14 protein-coding genes are annotated in these 14024 nt (G+C 39.8%); 7 read left to right on the top strand and 7 right to left on the bottom strand.

Annotation, left to right across the window (positions count from 1 at the left end; genetic code table 11):
* From AACV33_RS19000 to AACV33_RS18980, 5 genes are all read right to left on the bottom strand, one after another.
* On the bottom strand, positions 1-1358 hold a 1358-nt coding region (locus AACV33_RS19000; RefSeq protein ID WP_182700531.1), incomplete at its 3' end, for a vWA domain-containing protein.
* Positions 1351-2313, bottom strand: a complete 963-nt coding sequence (locus tag AACV33_RS18995) for a vWA domain-containing protein (RefSeq protein ID WP_017020987.1) — start codon at positions 2311-2313, stop codon at positions 1351-1353. The genes AACV33_RS18995 and AACV33_RS19000, both read right to left, overlap by 8 nt.
* A complete protein-coding gene (locus AACV33_RS18990; protein WP_065611669.1) occupies positions 2306-2857 on the bottom strand; it encodes a DUF4381 domain-containing protein in 552 nt (183 codons plus the stop codon). Before AACV33_RS18990 ends, AACV33_RS18995 begins: the two co-directional genes overlap by 8 nt.
* On the bottom strand, positions 2857-3816 hold the full coding sequence (locus AACV33_RS18985) for a DUF58 domain-containing protein (protein ID WP_065611668.1): 960 nt from the start codon (positions 3814-3816) through the stop codon (positions 2857-2859). Before AACV33_RS18985 ends, AACV33_RS18990 begins: the two co-directional genes overlap by 1 nt.
* A 49-nt stretch (positions 3817-3865) precedes the next feature.
* Positions 3866-4822, bottom strand: coding sequence for an AAA family ATPase (locus AACV33_RS18980; RefSeq protein WP_017020984.1), 957 nt, complete (start codon positions 4820-4822; stop codon positions 3866-3868).
* A gap of 192 nt (positions 4823-5014) precedes the next feature.
* Between AACV33_RS18980 and AACV33_RS18975 the strand changes: the two genes are divergently transcribed.
* Positions 5015-6928: a methyl-accepting chemotaxis protein gene (locus tag AACV33_RS18975; RefSeq protein ID WP_065611667.1), complete on the top strand. Its 1914-nt coding sequence runs from the start codon at positions 5015-5017 to the stop codon at positions 6926-6928.
* A 60-nt stretch (positions 6929-6988) separates the two neighbouring features.
* Positions 6989-7189 carry a hypothetical protein gene (locus AACV33_RS18970; RefSeq protein WP_017020982.1) on the top strand — a complete coding sequence of 67 codons (201 nt, stop codon included), beginning with the start codon at positions 6989-6991 and terminating at the stop codon, positions 7187-7189.
* 94 nt (positions 7190-7283) lie between these two features.
* Here AACV33_RS18970 and AACV33_RS18965 read toward each other — a convergent pair whose 3' ends face one another.
* The gene (locus AACV33_RS18965; RefSeq protein ID WP_065611666.1) at positions 7284-7988 is read right to left on the bottom strand and encodes a DUF445 domain-containing protein; all 705 of its coding nucleotides are present in this window, start codon (positions 7986-7988) and stop codon (positions 7284-7286) included.
* 149 nt (positions 7989-8137) lie between these two features.
* Between AACV33_RS18965 and AACV33_RS18960 the strand changes: the two genes are divergently transcribed.
* The 3 genes from AACV33_RS18960 to AACV33_RS18950 are packed head-to-tail and all read left to right on the top strand — an operon-like array spanning position 8138 to position 9585.
* Positions 8138-8563, top strand: a complete 426-nt coding sequence (locus tag AACV33_RS18960) for a hotdog fold thioesterase (protein WP_023604663.1) — start codon at positions 8138-8140, stop codon at positions 8561-8563.
* Between the two features lie 21 nt (positions 8564-8584).
* The gene (locus AACV33_RS18955) at positions 8585-9409 is read left to right on the top strand and encodes an HDOD domain-containing protein (RefSeq protein ID WP_017020979.1); all 825 of its coding nucleotides are present in this window, start codon (positions 8585-8587) and stop codon (positions 9407-9409) included.
* Between the two features lie 17 nt (positions 9410-9426).
* On the top strand, positions 9427-9585 hold the full coding sequence (locus AACV33_RS18950; RefSeq protein ID WP_017020978.1) for a hypothetical protein: 159 nt from the start codon (positions 9427-9429) through the stop codon (positions 9583-9585).
* A 24-nt stretch (positions 9586-9609) separates the two neighbouring features.
* On the opposite strand, the gene AACV33_RS18945 is transcribed toward AACV33_RS18950, so the two are convergent.
* A complete protein-coding gene (locus tag AACV33_RS18945) occupies positions 9610-10593 on the bottom strand; it encodes an integron integrase (RefSeq protein WP_017020977.1) in 984 nt (327 codons plus the stop codon).
* Between the two features lie 375 nt (positions 10594-10968).
* On the opposite strand from AACV33_RS18945, the gene AACV33_RS18940 reads away from it, so the two are divergent.
* Positions 10969-11922 (top strand): trypsin-like peptidase domain-containing protein, encoded by a 954-nt coding sequence (locus AACV33_RS18940; RefSeq protein ID WP_182700530.1) that lies wholly within the window; start codon positions 10969-10971, stop codon positions 11920-11922.
* A gap of 153 nt (positions 11923-12075) precedes the next feature.
* Entirely contained in the window at positions 12076-12804 is a 729-nt protein-coding gene (locus AACV33_RS18935) for a hypothetical protein (RefSeq protein WP_182700529.1), read from the top strand.
* Positions 12805-14024 lie beyond the last annotated feature (1220 nt).

Here is a 14024-nt window from a genome sequence, read left to right as displayed (position 1 = left end):
TGCTGTTGCTGTTGCTGTTGCTGTTTTTGTTCTAGTGCTTTTTTCACAACCTCAAGATTTTTTTTTGCATCTTTCATGTCAGGATTGTTATTTAACAACGACTCGTATTTTTCTTTTGCTTCTTCAAGCTGACCACTTTGTGCCAATGCATTTGCCAGATTATATTGAGATTGAGGGTCTTTTAATCCAGACAGACTTTCAATGGCTCCTTTATAATCACCGGCTTTGTATTGTGCTGCGCCTTTCCACTCTTTCGAGTTAAATTGCCCACTGGCTTCTTGGTAATTCTTTTGTTCAAATTGTTGATGCGCATTGTAGTCATCAGACAACAGAGTATTTGCCATCGATTTATCTACCGGAAGCAATACCAACAATAAGGCTAAGATCAGCCCTTTTCTAAAAGAAAGCAGAGTTAATAAGACAATAGGGAAGAGTAACCAATACCCATGATTCGCTCGGCTATTTACTTGTGTATCACTGTTTTGAGTGATTTGCTCTACGGGAGTTTTGGTTAATCGAGCAATGGCTTCAATGTCACTGTTGTCTGATTGAATTAATTCAGCAATGCCTTTGGTTTCATTCGCTAAGGTAATGAGCGGTTGAGGATCCAAGGTTGCAACAACGGTTTTTCCTGAACGGTCTGTCAATAACTGACCTGAAGGCAATTCAATGGGGGCGCCATTTTTAGTCCCAATACCTAACAAGCTAATGCGCCATTTTGTGCCTTTTACCCGTTCGGTGACTTTATCTAGCTGTGCGTTTGAAATGCCATCGGTGATAACGATAATGTCTCCTTGCTGATGGCCTGATTTTTTCATCATCTCAATACTTTGAGAAATCGCGCTAGATAAATTACTGCCTTTGCCTTTGTAGGGCATGATTTCTGGCGATAGATTTTGAATCAAGTTCTCTAACGTTTTACTGTCTTCGGTTAATGGGCTAATTAAATAGCTGTTATTGGCGTAGGCAACTAGCCCTGTCATGCCTTCTTTCCAATAAGGCAGAAGATCATTCGCTTTGTATTTTGCCTGCGTTAAGCGATTTGGCTTTACGTCTGTCGCATAAAGCGAGCGAGACATGTCCATCACTAAAATACGAGCACCAGAAAGCTGAAAGCTCGGCGTGTCTTTATAGCCAAAACTCGGGCCTGCTAACGCCGTCGTAATACATACCCACGTCAGTATTAAGCCAGATAAAAACGTATTGGATTGCTTTTTCTGAACCATTCCAAGCTGTTTAGCAATGTGCGGTGCAATTAAGCCCACATGATGGCGGTTTTTACGCTGAATAATAACCAACAATCCCAAAGGGATAAGCGCTAAAAACCACATCGGATAAAGGAAAGTAAAATCAGCCATGGCGTTTTCTTACTCCTACGATAATGAAAATAATGAATAAATAGCCCATGAGAGGGTAACGGAACCATTCCTCATGAGGTCGCCAAGTTTGAGTTGCTTGAGTCACTGGTTCTAGCTTATCAATGGTTTGATAAATCTCTGCCAATTCATCAGCATTACGTGCACGGAAATACTGTCCACCGGTCATCGTTGCTATTTTTGTTAGTGTGTCTTCGTCTAAATCTCGCGCCGTGTTGACGGTTTGATTACCAAAGAATCCACGTACCTGCATTTCACCAGCACCAATACCCACCGTATAAATTTTGGCGTTATTGTCTTTGGCCAGTTGTGCCGCTTCAATTGGATCTAATACGCCAGCGGTATTTGCACCGTCACTCAGTAGAATGATGGTTCGCTGAGGTGCGTTACTCTCAATAAAGGTTTTAGTGGCTAATCCTAACCCTTCACCAATGGCGGTTCGTTGGCCTACCAAACCAAGTACCGTCCGATTGAGCTGTTCTTGTACTGTGTTTCTATCAAACGTAAGGGGGGTTTGTAGATACGCATGATCGCCAAATAAGACTAACCCTAATCGGTCGCCTTTACGTTTCTCGATAAAATCAGACACTACGCGCTTTACCGCCGTTAAGCGATCCACAAAACCGGAATCTGTTTTCATGTCTTCTTCTGACATTGAGCCGGATAAATCGACCACTAGCATCATGTCCCTGTGTTCTGGTTGAATATCAACAGGGTCGCCATACCAAACGGGGCGAGCCAATGCGCCAACCAATAAAACCCAAGCGACTGACATCAAACCGATATTGATGCGTTTATTCGGTTGCTTATATTCGCCTTGCTCTGGTAAGCGAGGAAGATGAATCGCTTCGCCTACGTTTTCTTCTGGCACAAAGAAATAAAAGAGAAAAGGAATTGGCAATAAAAACCATGCCCACCACCACACAAACTCAATCATGTTGTTTTCCTTTTGATGATCTTGATGAGAGTAGTGAGCCTACTCGTTTAACGGGCAGTGCATGGGTGAACCAATAACGAGTGTCATCATAGAAACGCTGTTGATTGATTTCTGATAATTCGTGTTGTCCATACAGTGCCTGTTCTAACATTTCTGAACGGGAAGAGAAATGCACGTTTGCTTGTTTCTTCACGGGCAGTTTTTGCTCAATAAAATGCCACCATGCAAGGCCATGTAATGCCGCAATGTCTTGGCGAGGAAAATGGCTCAATGCCGCTTGCTTTAATAAAGTCGCAATCTCTCGGGTTTGTGTTGGTTTTAGCGTTGATAATTGAGCTAAAGCAACACGTTGTAATTGACGCTTTTTACGATAACGAATTAAAGCCCAGACGAGTAGGGCGATCACTAGGATGATGAAAACAATCACCCCATAACCTTGCCATGATAAAGACAGGCTTGGAGCGGCTGGCAAGTGAATATCCGCTAAAGGTAAAGCGGGAGACTGCGGTGCAGCGCCGGGATCTGCGATGGAAGATAAAGACATTATTTCGCTCCTTTATCCGATAACGAGGTCAGTTGACTTAACAGGGGTAAGCCCGATGACAACGTATGAAGATGAATACCTAATTGCATTGCCATGTTGTGCACGTACGCTTTATGTAAATTCGCTTGTTGTTGCAATGCATTCTTGGTGGAAAGAGAAGAGAAATCCAACCACGCGGTTCGTTTATTATCAGACACATGCTCAACGCCATTAAAGCGGGTAACACCTTGCTCAAGAGGATCGCTAATCATCACAAATTGAATTCGATTGTGCTTACTCAATTGGCTGAAGATGGCTTTACACTCATCAGTGAGGGCGTAAAAATCACTGATGATCACAATCTCGCTGCCTTTAGGGCAAAGACGGTGAAGTTGTTGTAATCCTTTCACAAAAGAATCCGCTTGCTCTGCCGTGTTTTTCGTTTCACTACTTGTGTTAGTGTTGTGTTTTTCTATGATTTTTTGAAGAAACTGCAACACCACTTTTTGACGAGAAGAAGGTTTACAATCAAGAGTCGAAAGACCATCAAAAATGATCCCTCCGACACGATCCTTCTCTGCTAAGGTTATCCAACTTAATAAACTGGCAAAGTGCGCGGCTTGTACGGATTTAAACAGTAATTGAGAACCAAAACGCATGGTGTCACTGACATCCACAAATAGCATGGTTGGCTGCTCACGTTCTTCACTGTATAACTTAGTGTGTGTTTTTCCTGTACGTGCGGTAACGCGCCAGTCAATCGAACGAATGTCATCGCCCGGTTGATATTGACGTACTTCAGAAAAGTTCATGCCACGGCCTTTTTGTCGGCTTTGATGACTACCATTCATTTTTGACCAAACAGATTGAGATGGCGGTAACCACTGTAATGAATGGTTCTTGTAATGAACCAGTTCATTAAGTGACAATGTAACGCCGTTACTGTGTGGTGGCAGTGATAGAGTATTTGTTTTCTTCACAATATCTGCTTATTTATTAGCGTTGTGTTTAGCGATACGTAATCACTAACTAAGACGCGGCAACCATTTGTAATAAACGCTCAACCACTTTATTTGCCGTCATGCCTTCTGCTTGAGCTTGAAAGCTAAGAAGCAGACGATGACGCAATACCGGGTAGGCCATTGCTTGCACATCTTCAGGGCTAACAAAATCACGGCCAGCTAACCATGCATGCGCTCGAGCACAGCGATCTAACGCGAGTGTGGCACGAGGGCTGACACCCATTTCAAGTTGGCTTGCTAACTCTTGGCAGTATTGCATTGGCTTACGTGTTGCCATGGTAATACGAATAATGTATTGCTCAATTTCAGGTGCCATATAAATAGACAGCACTTCTTTACGAGCAGAGAAGATCTCACTTTGCGCTAATGGTTGTGGTTTCTCTGCTTGCTCGCCTAATGCTTCACCACGGTTCAAACGAAGAATGGCAAGCTCGTCTTCCGCGCCAGGGTAATCCACATCCAAATGCATTAAGAAGCGGTCAAGTTGCGCTTCTGGCAGTGGGTAAGTCCCTTCTTGTTCAATCGGGTTTTGCGTTGCCATTACTAAGAACAAATCAGGCAGTTGATACGTATTGCGACCTGCGGTGATTTGTTTTTCTGCCATGGCTTCAAGCATGGCGGCTTGAACTTTGGCTGGCGCACGGTTGATCTCATCCGCAAGCACTAAAGAGTTAAAGATAGGCCCCGGTTGGAAAGTAAATTCGCCGGTTTCTTGGCGATAGATATCCGTTCCCGTTAAATCCGATGGCAATAAATCAGGGGTAAATTGAATGCGGTGGAAATCCCCCTCAATAGAATCGGCTAAAATTTTAACGGCACGTGTTTTTGCAAGACCTGGAGGGCCTTCAACGAGGATATGTCCATCGGCAAGCAAGGCAATCAATAATTGTTTTACTAAATCCGGTTGACCAATAACTTGAGATTCAAGATAAGTTTGTAATTGCTGAATTTTTAACGCTGGCATAGTTCACCCAATGTATCGATTGTTTCGTAATTATTGTGTTGTGACTGATGAAAGCCACATTAGTTCCTAATAATATTGGGTTTAATTACGATTATTCAACTATTTAGTAAATGAATTTAAATCCAATTATTTATTAAAGTAATGATTGGCTCGGTCGTTATACAAAGGGTCTATTTTAGCTGTGGAAAAATTATGATTAATCTAACAATAAAACAGAAACTCGTGGGCGGTATTGTTATCGCTATTATTGCTTCAACGTCTCTTGTGGGCATTGTTGCCCAAAAAAAAGCGTACGAAACCCTTGATGAAAGGCTAACAACGCTAGAATTGCCAACCATTCTTGACCGCATTGGTGGTGAAGTCGACAAAGAAGTCTCTATGATCTCATCAGCCGCTGAACAAATGGCGAATAACCCGTTTATTCTCGATGCCATCGCTGATCCTGATATGACCGCAGACGAAGAAACAATCCTTATCGATCAACTGAAACAATTAAAACAACAGTTTAGTCTGAATGATGCTTCGGTTGCTAACCGTAAAACGGCGGATTATTGGAATCAAGATGGCTTCTTGCGCCGATTAACGTCACAACAAGATGCATGGTTCTTCGATTTTGTTCAAAGTGGCCCTGAGCGCATGCTGAACGTATTCACTGAACAAAATGGCGATGTGAAGCTGTTTGTTAACTTTCAGCAATTGAATGGGTTATCCATGGCGGGTTTTTCTAAATCCTTAGATGACATGGTTTCATTATTAAACGGTTTTCGTATTGAGAAAACGGGTTTTGTGTACTTAATGGATGGCGAAGGTAACATTAAAATCCATAAAAATAGCGCCATTATGGGTAAACAATCCATCAGTGATGTTGTGGGAAGAGAAGAAGCCGCGGTATTACTGAAAAAACAAAACTTCAATCTAAGCCGCATGGACAAAAATGGCAAAGAGATCTTTATTGCCTCGCATTACATTCCTTCGATGGCGTGGTTTATTGTGACTGAAGTGCCTGTCGATGAGGTATTTGAAAGCCTTCATGGATCCACTCAAGACATTATTATGTGGATAATTGGTATTATTGCGGTCTTTGTGTCCCTTGCAATATGGGGAGCGGGTTCGATTACAAATAAGATTAATGAATTGGCCAGTCGCTTCCGTGAGCTAGGAGAAGGCGAAGGGGATTTAACTCATCGCATTGAAGTCAAAGGCAATGATGAGATTGCGGAGCTATCAAAAGGCTTTAACAGCTTTGTTGAAAAAATTCATACTACGGTTGCCGAGGTGGTAGAGACCGGCCATGTATTGCATGTAACTGCGGAAAATGTGGCACTAAAGGCAACCTCGACACGTGATAACAGCGAAATGCAGCGCGACCAAACGTTGCAAGTTGTGACGGCGATAAACCAAATGGGCAGTACGATTCATGAAATAGCCTCAAACGCAGCCAGTGCAGCGCAATCCGCCAGTGATGCAGAAGAAAGCACTCAGAATGGACGCCAAACGGTGATTCAATCTCGTGATGCAATTATTCAACTGGAAGGTGATTTGGTTCAAGTGAGCAAAGTGGTGGAGCAATTAGCAGGAACAACTCAAGATATTGGTTCAATCCTTGATGTGATCCGTGGTATTTCAGACCAAACTAACTTATTGGCACTGAATGCGGCGATTGAAGCAGCACGTGCAGGGGAACATGGCCGTGGGTTTGCTGTTGTTGCGGATGAAGTGCGTCAGTTAGCGAGCCGTACCTCCGTGTCTACTGATGAAATTCAAAAGATGATTGATCAACTCCAAAGTGAAGCCAAAAATGCCGTTGATGCGATGGAAGCCAGCCACGCAGTTACTGCGCGTGGTGTAAAATCAGCAGACATGGCAACAGAGGTGCTTGCGGGTATCGCATTAAGCATTACTGATATTTCAGACATGAATACGCAAGTCGCCACCGCAACAGAAGAGCAATCAACCGTGGTTTATACGATTAATCAAAATATTGAAGAGATTAATGGCATTAATGAGCTAACCACAGCGACAGCGCAAGAGCTTGCCGATTCAAGTCAGCAGCTTAATTCGCTTTCACAACGATTAGATCAATTAGTTGGTGCATTCAAAGTTTAACTTTTATGGGGAACTCTTGTAGAATCCCCTTAATTGTTTTAATGAATTGAGAAAATAATCATGAGTGATGTTGAAAAAGAACTTCAAGAAATGGTACAGCAGGGTTCAAATGAACCAGAAGTGGCATTGCCTTCAATTGAAGATCAAAAAGCGATTGTTGCCGAACTAAAACGTCTTGAAGCCGCGGGTGAATTAACCCCTGAAATACTTGAAGCACATTTTGGTAAGTTCAATACCGATGACGATGCCCCAATTCATTAATTAATGTTTGGGTGACATCAATAAAAAATGCCAGTCTCTATCGATGCTGGCATTTTTATTTGTTTGTAATAATAAGAATATCTACAAACACAAATTAGATTAGGGTTGATAGCAAGCCGATCACTCCACCGAATATACCGCCCCAGACCACAAGCCAGCCAAGATGCTTCTTAATCATATCTTGAACCATTTCTTTAACTAATTTTGGAGTTAGTTCATTAAGGCGTTGGTCAATCATCTCTTCAATGGTTTTTTGAATATCATCCATCATATCTGGCGTTTCAAGTTGACCCTTTAATGCTGTTTTAAATTGCTCTTGTTGGCTGATTTCAGTGATTGATAGCTTCATCTTTTTCATAAAGGGTTCACGCAAAGGTTGAATTGCCTCACTGCCACCCATCATCGCGATCATCCCGCCAAATTGTGAGTTCATGATCACGTCGACTAAAGAATCAAACGTCGGTGATAAGTCAATCGTATCAATGACGGGTTCTAGGTTGATATTAATTGATGAACCCATTCCTTTTGATAAAAACCTATCAACGTTCGATTTAGTAAAGAATTGATCCATCATTAGACGTTTGATGCTTGCTTTAAATTCTTCAAAGCGTGCAGGAATCACTCCTGATCCATATAAACCTGGTACTTTCTCAAATAACATGTGAATGGCTAACCAGTTTGTTAACGCGCCAGAGAAAGCAAACAAACCAATGTAATATACGGTATTTTGTTGCGTGTAATAACCAACTGCTAACAATGCCAATGAGATTAAGTTAGTGATCATGCTTTTATTTAACATATCAATCCTGATGTAAGGGTAGGGCTAAAAATTTTATGAAGTTTATCAGTTAGTAAAAGGGCTCAACAAGCGAAAATATGTTTTTCAACTCGATTGTTGAGTGTAAACTGTCAAGACACACAGTCATGGCACATATTAAGGAGATAACGATGAGTATTTGGAAGCGAGTGATGGATTTAAGTGTTTTAAACGCGACCTCTCGAAATACCTTAATGGAGGCGCTTAATATTGAATATTGCGCTTACGATGACGAGTCGATTACCGCATCAATGCCAGTGACCCCTACGGTACATCAACCGCTAGGCATGTTACATGGTGGTGCTTCGGTAGCGCTTGCTGAATCGGTTGCTTCAATTGCGGCCAATTGGTGTGTTGATGAATCTAAATATTGTGTTGGCTTAGAGATTAACGCCAATCATATTCGTGCAGTACGTGAAGGCACTGTCTTTGCGACTGCAAAACCTTTGCACTTAGGTGCAACCACTCAGGTTTGGGTGATTGATATTAAAGATCAACGAGAACGCTTAGTCTGCACAAGCCGCTTTACTGTGGCTGTGATGAAGAGAAAAAAGTAGCGACTTGTTGTGGAGATATGTATGGAAGAAAATGAAATTCTAAGTCACGCTCATGAGCTACCAAAAATTCCTAAAGTTATCCGTGAGATGATGGAATTAGTGAATGATCCTGAGGTTGAACTGCAAGAACTATCACAAACCATCTCATTAGAGCAAGTTGTGAGCGGACGTGTATTGCGCTTGGCTAATTCGGCACATTTCTCTCGTGGGAAAAGTGTGTCTTCAGTAAACCAAGCGGTGGTTCGTTTAGGTCTTGAACCATTAAAAACGTTGATCATTGCGTCTTCGTTAGTTAGCGCCTTCCCGTATGTTGAAGTCATCGATTTAGAAGGCTTTTGGCAAGAAACGTTTGAAATTGCAGTGCTAAGTAAAGCGATTGCCCAAAGTTGTGCGGTTAATCCAAACGATGCTTTTACGGCTGGAATGATGCATAACATTGGCGATTTGATGATTTATACCGTTATGATAGATCACGTTCCTGCGATTCTTGAGAAAATAGAAGCGGGCAGCTTAAAAGTGAATGCGCAGAGGTCAACTATTGGTACTGATAGTGCGATATTAGGCGCTAAATTAGCTGAGAGTTGGAGTTTTTCTGAAGAGCTTGTTTTTGCTATTTCAGAGCAGTATGAACCAAAAGTGGATAACATTTATTCACCATTAGCCGCTACGATTCGTTTGGCTAATGCGATTAATCGTGATTGGGATAGATTAGAAACGTTTGATGCTAAAAAAGTATGGTTATCTGAGCAGATTGAAGCGGATATATTATTTTTAAATACCGATATGATTGGTAATCTTGATGAAGTAAGAGGTTCGGGCGTTGAAATGGCTCGATTAGTGATTTAGCCATGCAAAGAGAATGGATGTCGTCTGCACTTATTGGTGCATTTTGTGTGATTGTGTCTTATCTGTCACCTGATTTTCTGGTGAGTAAGTTTTTTGTGGTGGTGGCTGTCTTCTTTTTGGCGAAAGCAATTCGATCTATTGTGTTATTGCTAAAACATCGCCAATATGAACTGTAATTAATTGAGATGATTCGTTAGGTTTTAATCAAAATCTAACGGACTCTTAGTTCCTGAAAAATGCAAACCGATTACATGTGTGTAGATTTGAGTCGTCTTAATATCAGAATGACCTAGAAGTTCTTGTATTGTTCTTAAATCTGCCCCTCTTTCTAATACTCGCGTTGCAAAGCTGTGTCTAAACGTGTGACAACTTGCTTTTTTATCAATGCCGACTTTTTGTATGGATTTTTTTACTGCGGATTGAATTGTTCTATCCAACAAATGATGTCGACGATGTTTCTCTGATCGTGGGTCTTTACTGATTTGTGGGGATGGGAAGACATATTGCCAACCATAACTTTTTGCTTGCGTTGGGTATTTTTCAGCCAAAGCGTAGGGCATATAGACTTCATCATTACCGTTTATCGCATCGAGTTTATGCTGTTGTTTAACAAACGCAAGTTGTGTTTTTATCGCGTCGACAACACTTTCAGGCAATATTGAGGTGCGATCTTTATTCCCTTTGCCGTTTTTAATCGTGATTATCTTTTTATCTAGGTCAATATCATTAACTCGAAGTCGAAGCGCTTCATTGATCCTCAATCCACTGCCATACATCAGTTGTGCAATGAGCTTAACTGGGTGATTTAGATTGTTAATAACATCCATGGCTTCTTTATGCGTAAACACAGTTGGCAGTTTTGTGGCCTTTTTTGAGCGTTTAAAATCTAAACTATCAACGGATTGCTGTAAAAATTCTCGACATAAAAAGACAAGCGCATTAAGGGCTGTTTTCTGTGTATTAGGCGATACGTTTTGTTTTATGACGAGATGCTCAAGGTAACTTGGAATGTCAAAGGCTTCAATTTCTTCTTTAGAGGTGTAGTTTTTAAAGCGAATAAAACTGCTTATCCAATAAATATAATGCTTTTCTGTATTGTAAGCTAAACCACGAGTGCGAATGAAAATACGAAGTTGATCAATAAAGCGTTGTGAGGTGGGATTGAGGTTTAATGGAATGTCCATAATCTCTGATTTTTGATAAATAGTGAAGGTAGTGTAGTTACTTGATAATAACTTGCCATGTAGTTTCGCATATTTATAGCTGACTTATGATTTTACTGGAAATATTAAATTAATCAGTTACATGCGAATAGGGTTTTAATCAGGATATGCGAATTAGATTCTGCTATTTCTATCACGTTTTATGATGCGATGGCAGCTATGATATTGGTTTTAAAGTAGAATATGATGACTTGATTGTATTGAGATAGATAGTAGAGATATTACGAATCTAGTTGGTATAATTAAATGTTATGCATTTCTTTTAATTTAAACAGTACTGTATAATGGTCATGTAAAGTCTCTCTGTAGAGTCTTAATTTTTAAGGTAAATATAAAATGAAATTGAAATTTACAGCAATTAGCATCCTTGCGTCTGTTGTAATGCTTTCTGGTTGTCAAACAACAGGAAATAGCGCTGATAATCTTTATAATCAATATAGAGGAAAGGCGAATAATAAAGCGTTTTCTATTGGTACAAATGGTGTGGCTGGGGCTGCTTGGGGAGCTACAAGTAAAGCTCAAGCAATGAAACTAGCACAAAAAACGTGTGTTGATTCTGGTGGTTTAAACTGTAGTGTGACAGAGCTTAATGGTACTGCTATTTTAAATCAAACCAACCAAGATATTCAATCTAATAGCTCTACAGTTAATAATTTTAATATAATATCTCAAGGCGTAAATTATAAACCAAACCTTTCAGTACAATCATCAGGTTTTTTCATTAATCGCGATTATATCTTAACGACAAGTGATGTAGTTGATTCTTGCTCTAAGATAAATTACGAACGTTCTGGTCGCTTACTAGAGACAACGGTTGTACGTGTAGATAAGGCCAATAATCTTGCTGTATTAAAAGCACTTACTCCTAATAAATCGTATGCCAAGATCAGCACTCAAAAACAAACTAAACAAGGTGAAAGAACCTATACATATGGTTACGATAAGTCAGATATGGTCAACTCTAAAACACCTACATATCAAGGACGAATCACTGACGGTATTATTAGTTCAGCATCTGGTCAGAATAATGATGTAAGATTCATGAAAGTTACGAATGAAATAAATAAAGGTAATGTCGGTGGGCCAGTACTTGCTGAAAATGGAAATGTTATAGGTATAGTTTCAGATACTAACAAAGAAGCTATCAAATCATCAATGTTTACTATTTTCTTAAATGAGTTGAATATTGATTATAAAGCAGCGAATAAAACTAAGCCTATTTCTCCTGCTAAGATTGCAGAAGATAGTCAAAAAATCACGATTCCTTTAGTATGCTTAAATGAAGTATAACTGCCGAAATGCATAACAAATGCATCAACACGATTTACTACACTCGGCATCTCAGGTTGTCGGGTGTTTCTCGTTTTAAGGCGTCAATATTGAGTATAATTGCATAGTAGTAAACGTGTTATGCAGGCGTTATGCGCAGTTGGAAAAGGTAATATGAAAAAAGTTAAAATTAAAGTGTGTTCTTTGGGGGCTTTACCTAGAGAGTTCGATAAAAATATATTGGTAAAAATCAAATCTAAAATATTTGATATTGTCCCTGAGATTCATTCCTACAATTTAAGGGTCGAATCAGATCTTTATGAATGGGCTTATAGTGATAAAATCCTTAGTACTCAGATACCGTCAAGTGATGATAGTGATATTTTGATAGTCTTAACGTCAATACCACTTGAAGAGAATTATTACAGCCGTCGCTTACAAGATAATGTAGTTGTTTTTACATTTTATGAAATAAGTAATTACTTGAAGCTTGATAATATTCCACTCGAAAATGTAATAAAACGATTGTTTTATTCATACTCATTGGTTTATTTACGTAATAATAAAAAAATCCCAATGGCATATGAATTATCTAATTTTACTCATGATGATACTCGTGGTTGTATTTATGATATGAATGGCGTGAAAGATGATATTACGTCTTCATGTCATAAACCGATCGTTTGTGACGAATGTTGTGAGCGTATGCGTAATGAGAAAATTTCATCTGAAACCTTGGAAACAGTTAAGAGTGAATTGATAAAAATCACAAAGAATCGTTTTTATGTAATTGCAGATCTCGTTAAACAATATCCAATAGCATCATTAATTTTGTCATCTGTGTGGGCTGTGGCTTTAGGTGTTACAGGTTCGTTAATAGCAAATGCGGTAAGTGGCGCATAACAAATGCATCAACACGATTTGCTACATTCGGCATTCTAGGTTTCTTTGAGTTTACCGTGTTAAGTGGTAAATTTGGACTTATCTGCATAGTAGCAAACGTGTTATGCAGGCGTTACACGAACTCTAAGATCGCAGTTTTTTGGCTCAGTTCAGCGATTGAGCCGTTAATTTTTTAGGCGTGAAAGTAGGGTGAATTTCCTTTTTCTTTGTTTCCTTTTTGAGTTCATTTCATCAGGTTCGGCATTGAACTATTATTGTTTTAAATTCAGGCGTTTCAGCGGCTAATTTACGCTTCAATTGTTCTTTGGCTATGCCTCATTTTATCTTGTATCAGTGTTCTGCTCGCAGCATTTTCAATCCCAATTGTGGTTAGGATATTTAGTTTATAAGCTGAAAACTTGCTGAAACCAGATCGTACAAATGGCGTAAGAAAAAGGGATTGTTTCGTTTCACAGTTATTGCCGTTGAAATGATATTTTGCTCGCTTAATTGAGCCAGTCTAATTAAACTCAGTTTACAGTAAATCTTGGTAAATCAGTTCTTTACCAATTAAAGCGAAGCGTTGACAAAGATCGTGTAACAAATGCATCAACACGATTTGCTACATTCGGCGCTGTCGGTTTGTCTTTAGTTTCAGTGATTAAGGCAGTAAAATTCAGCTAGGCCTGTATCGTAGCAAACGTGTTATGCAGGCGTTGTGCGTACTGAGTCCGAAATTTTTTGCACGGTTCATCAAAAGGATCGCGGCTTTCGTAGTTTCGGCTTAGTAAACGTAAATTTCTTCTTTGTTGCCTTTTGGTTTTCGTATCATCAGGTTCGGCAAATTAACCCTTATTTCCCTAAGTTCAGGCGTTTCAGAAGCATTTTTACGCTTCAATTGTTCTTTGGTTATGCCTCATTTTAGTCAGCATCAGTGTTTTTCTCGCAGCATTTCCAATCCCAATTGTGGTTAGGACATTTGGTTTATCAGTTCCAAACTTGCTGAAACCAAGTCGTTCAAATGGTGTAAAAAATGTATCTGTTTTCCATTTACTTTATCTCGCAATTTAAGAACATTTTGTTCGCTTAATTACTATCGGTAAATTAGAATCAGGACTTAGAAAATCTTGGCAGGGCAGTTCTTTACCAAGTTGGCCAAGCCGAAAGTAAGCACGCACAACAATCGCATCAACACGATTTATTACATTCGGCGTTCTGGGTTTGCCTTTAGTTTTGTGATT

Source organism: Aliivibrio sp. SR45-2 (assembly GCF_963890165.1).
In the GTDB taxonomy this organism is placed as follows: Bacteria; Pseudomonadota; Gammaproteobacteria; order Enterobacterales; family Vibrionaceae; genus Aliivibrio; species Aliivibrio salmonicida.
The sequence above is the reverse complement of the archived record's forward strand: the minus strand, read 5'-3'. Positions and strand labels throughout refer to the sequence as shown.

Coding starts and splice junctions, on each gene's coding strand:
- AACV33_RS18975 (WP_065611667.1), top strand. CDS start 5,015: ATGATTAATCTAACAATAAAACAGAAACTCGTGGGCGGTATTGTTATC.
- AACV33_RS18955 (WP_017020979.1), top strand. CDS start 8,585: ATGGAAGAAAATGAAATTCTAAGTCACGCTCATGAGCTACCAAAAATT.
- AACV33_RS18970 (WP_017020982.1), top strand. CDS start 6,989: ATGAGTGATGTTGAAAAAGAACTTCAAGAAATGGTACAGCAGGGTTCA.
- AACV33_RS18935 (WP_182700529.1), top strand. CDS start 12,076: ATGAAAAAAGTTAAAATTAAAGTGTGTTCTTTGGGGGCTTTACCTAGA.
- AACV33_RS18980 (WP_017020984.1), bottom strand. CDS start 4,822: ATGCCAGCGTTAAAAATTCAGCAATTACAAACTTATCTTGAATCTCAA.
- AACV33_RS18990 (WP_065611669.1), bottom strand. CDS start 2,857: ATGTCTTTATCTTCCATCGCAGATCCCGGCGCTGCACCGCAGTCTCCC.
- AACV33_RS18965 (WP_065611666.1), bottom strand. CDS start 7,988: ATGTTAAATAAAAGCATGATCACTAACTTAATCTCATTGGCATTGTTA.
- AACV33_RS18995 (WP_017020987.1), bottom strand. CDS start 2,313: ATGATTGAGTTTGTGTGGTGGTGGGCATGGTTTTTATTGCCAATTCCT.
- AACV33_RS18940 (WP_182700530.1), top strand. CDS start 10,969: ATGAAATTGAAATTTACAGCAATTAGCATCCTTGCGTCTGTTGTAATG.
- AACV33_RS18945 (WP_017020977.1), bottom strand. CDS start 10,593: ATGGACATTCCATTAAACCTCAATCCCACCTCACAACGCTTTATTGAT.
- AACV33_RS18950 (WP_017020978.1), top strand. CDS start 9,427: ATGTCGTCTGCACTTATTGGTGCATTTTGTGTGATTGTGTCTTATCTG.
- AACV33_RS18960 (WP_023604663.1), top strand. CDS start 8,138: ATGAGTATTTGGAAGCGAGTGATGGATTTAAGTGTTTTAAACGCGACC.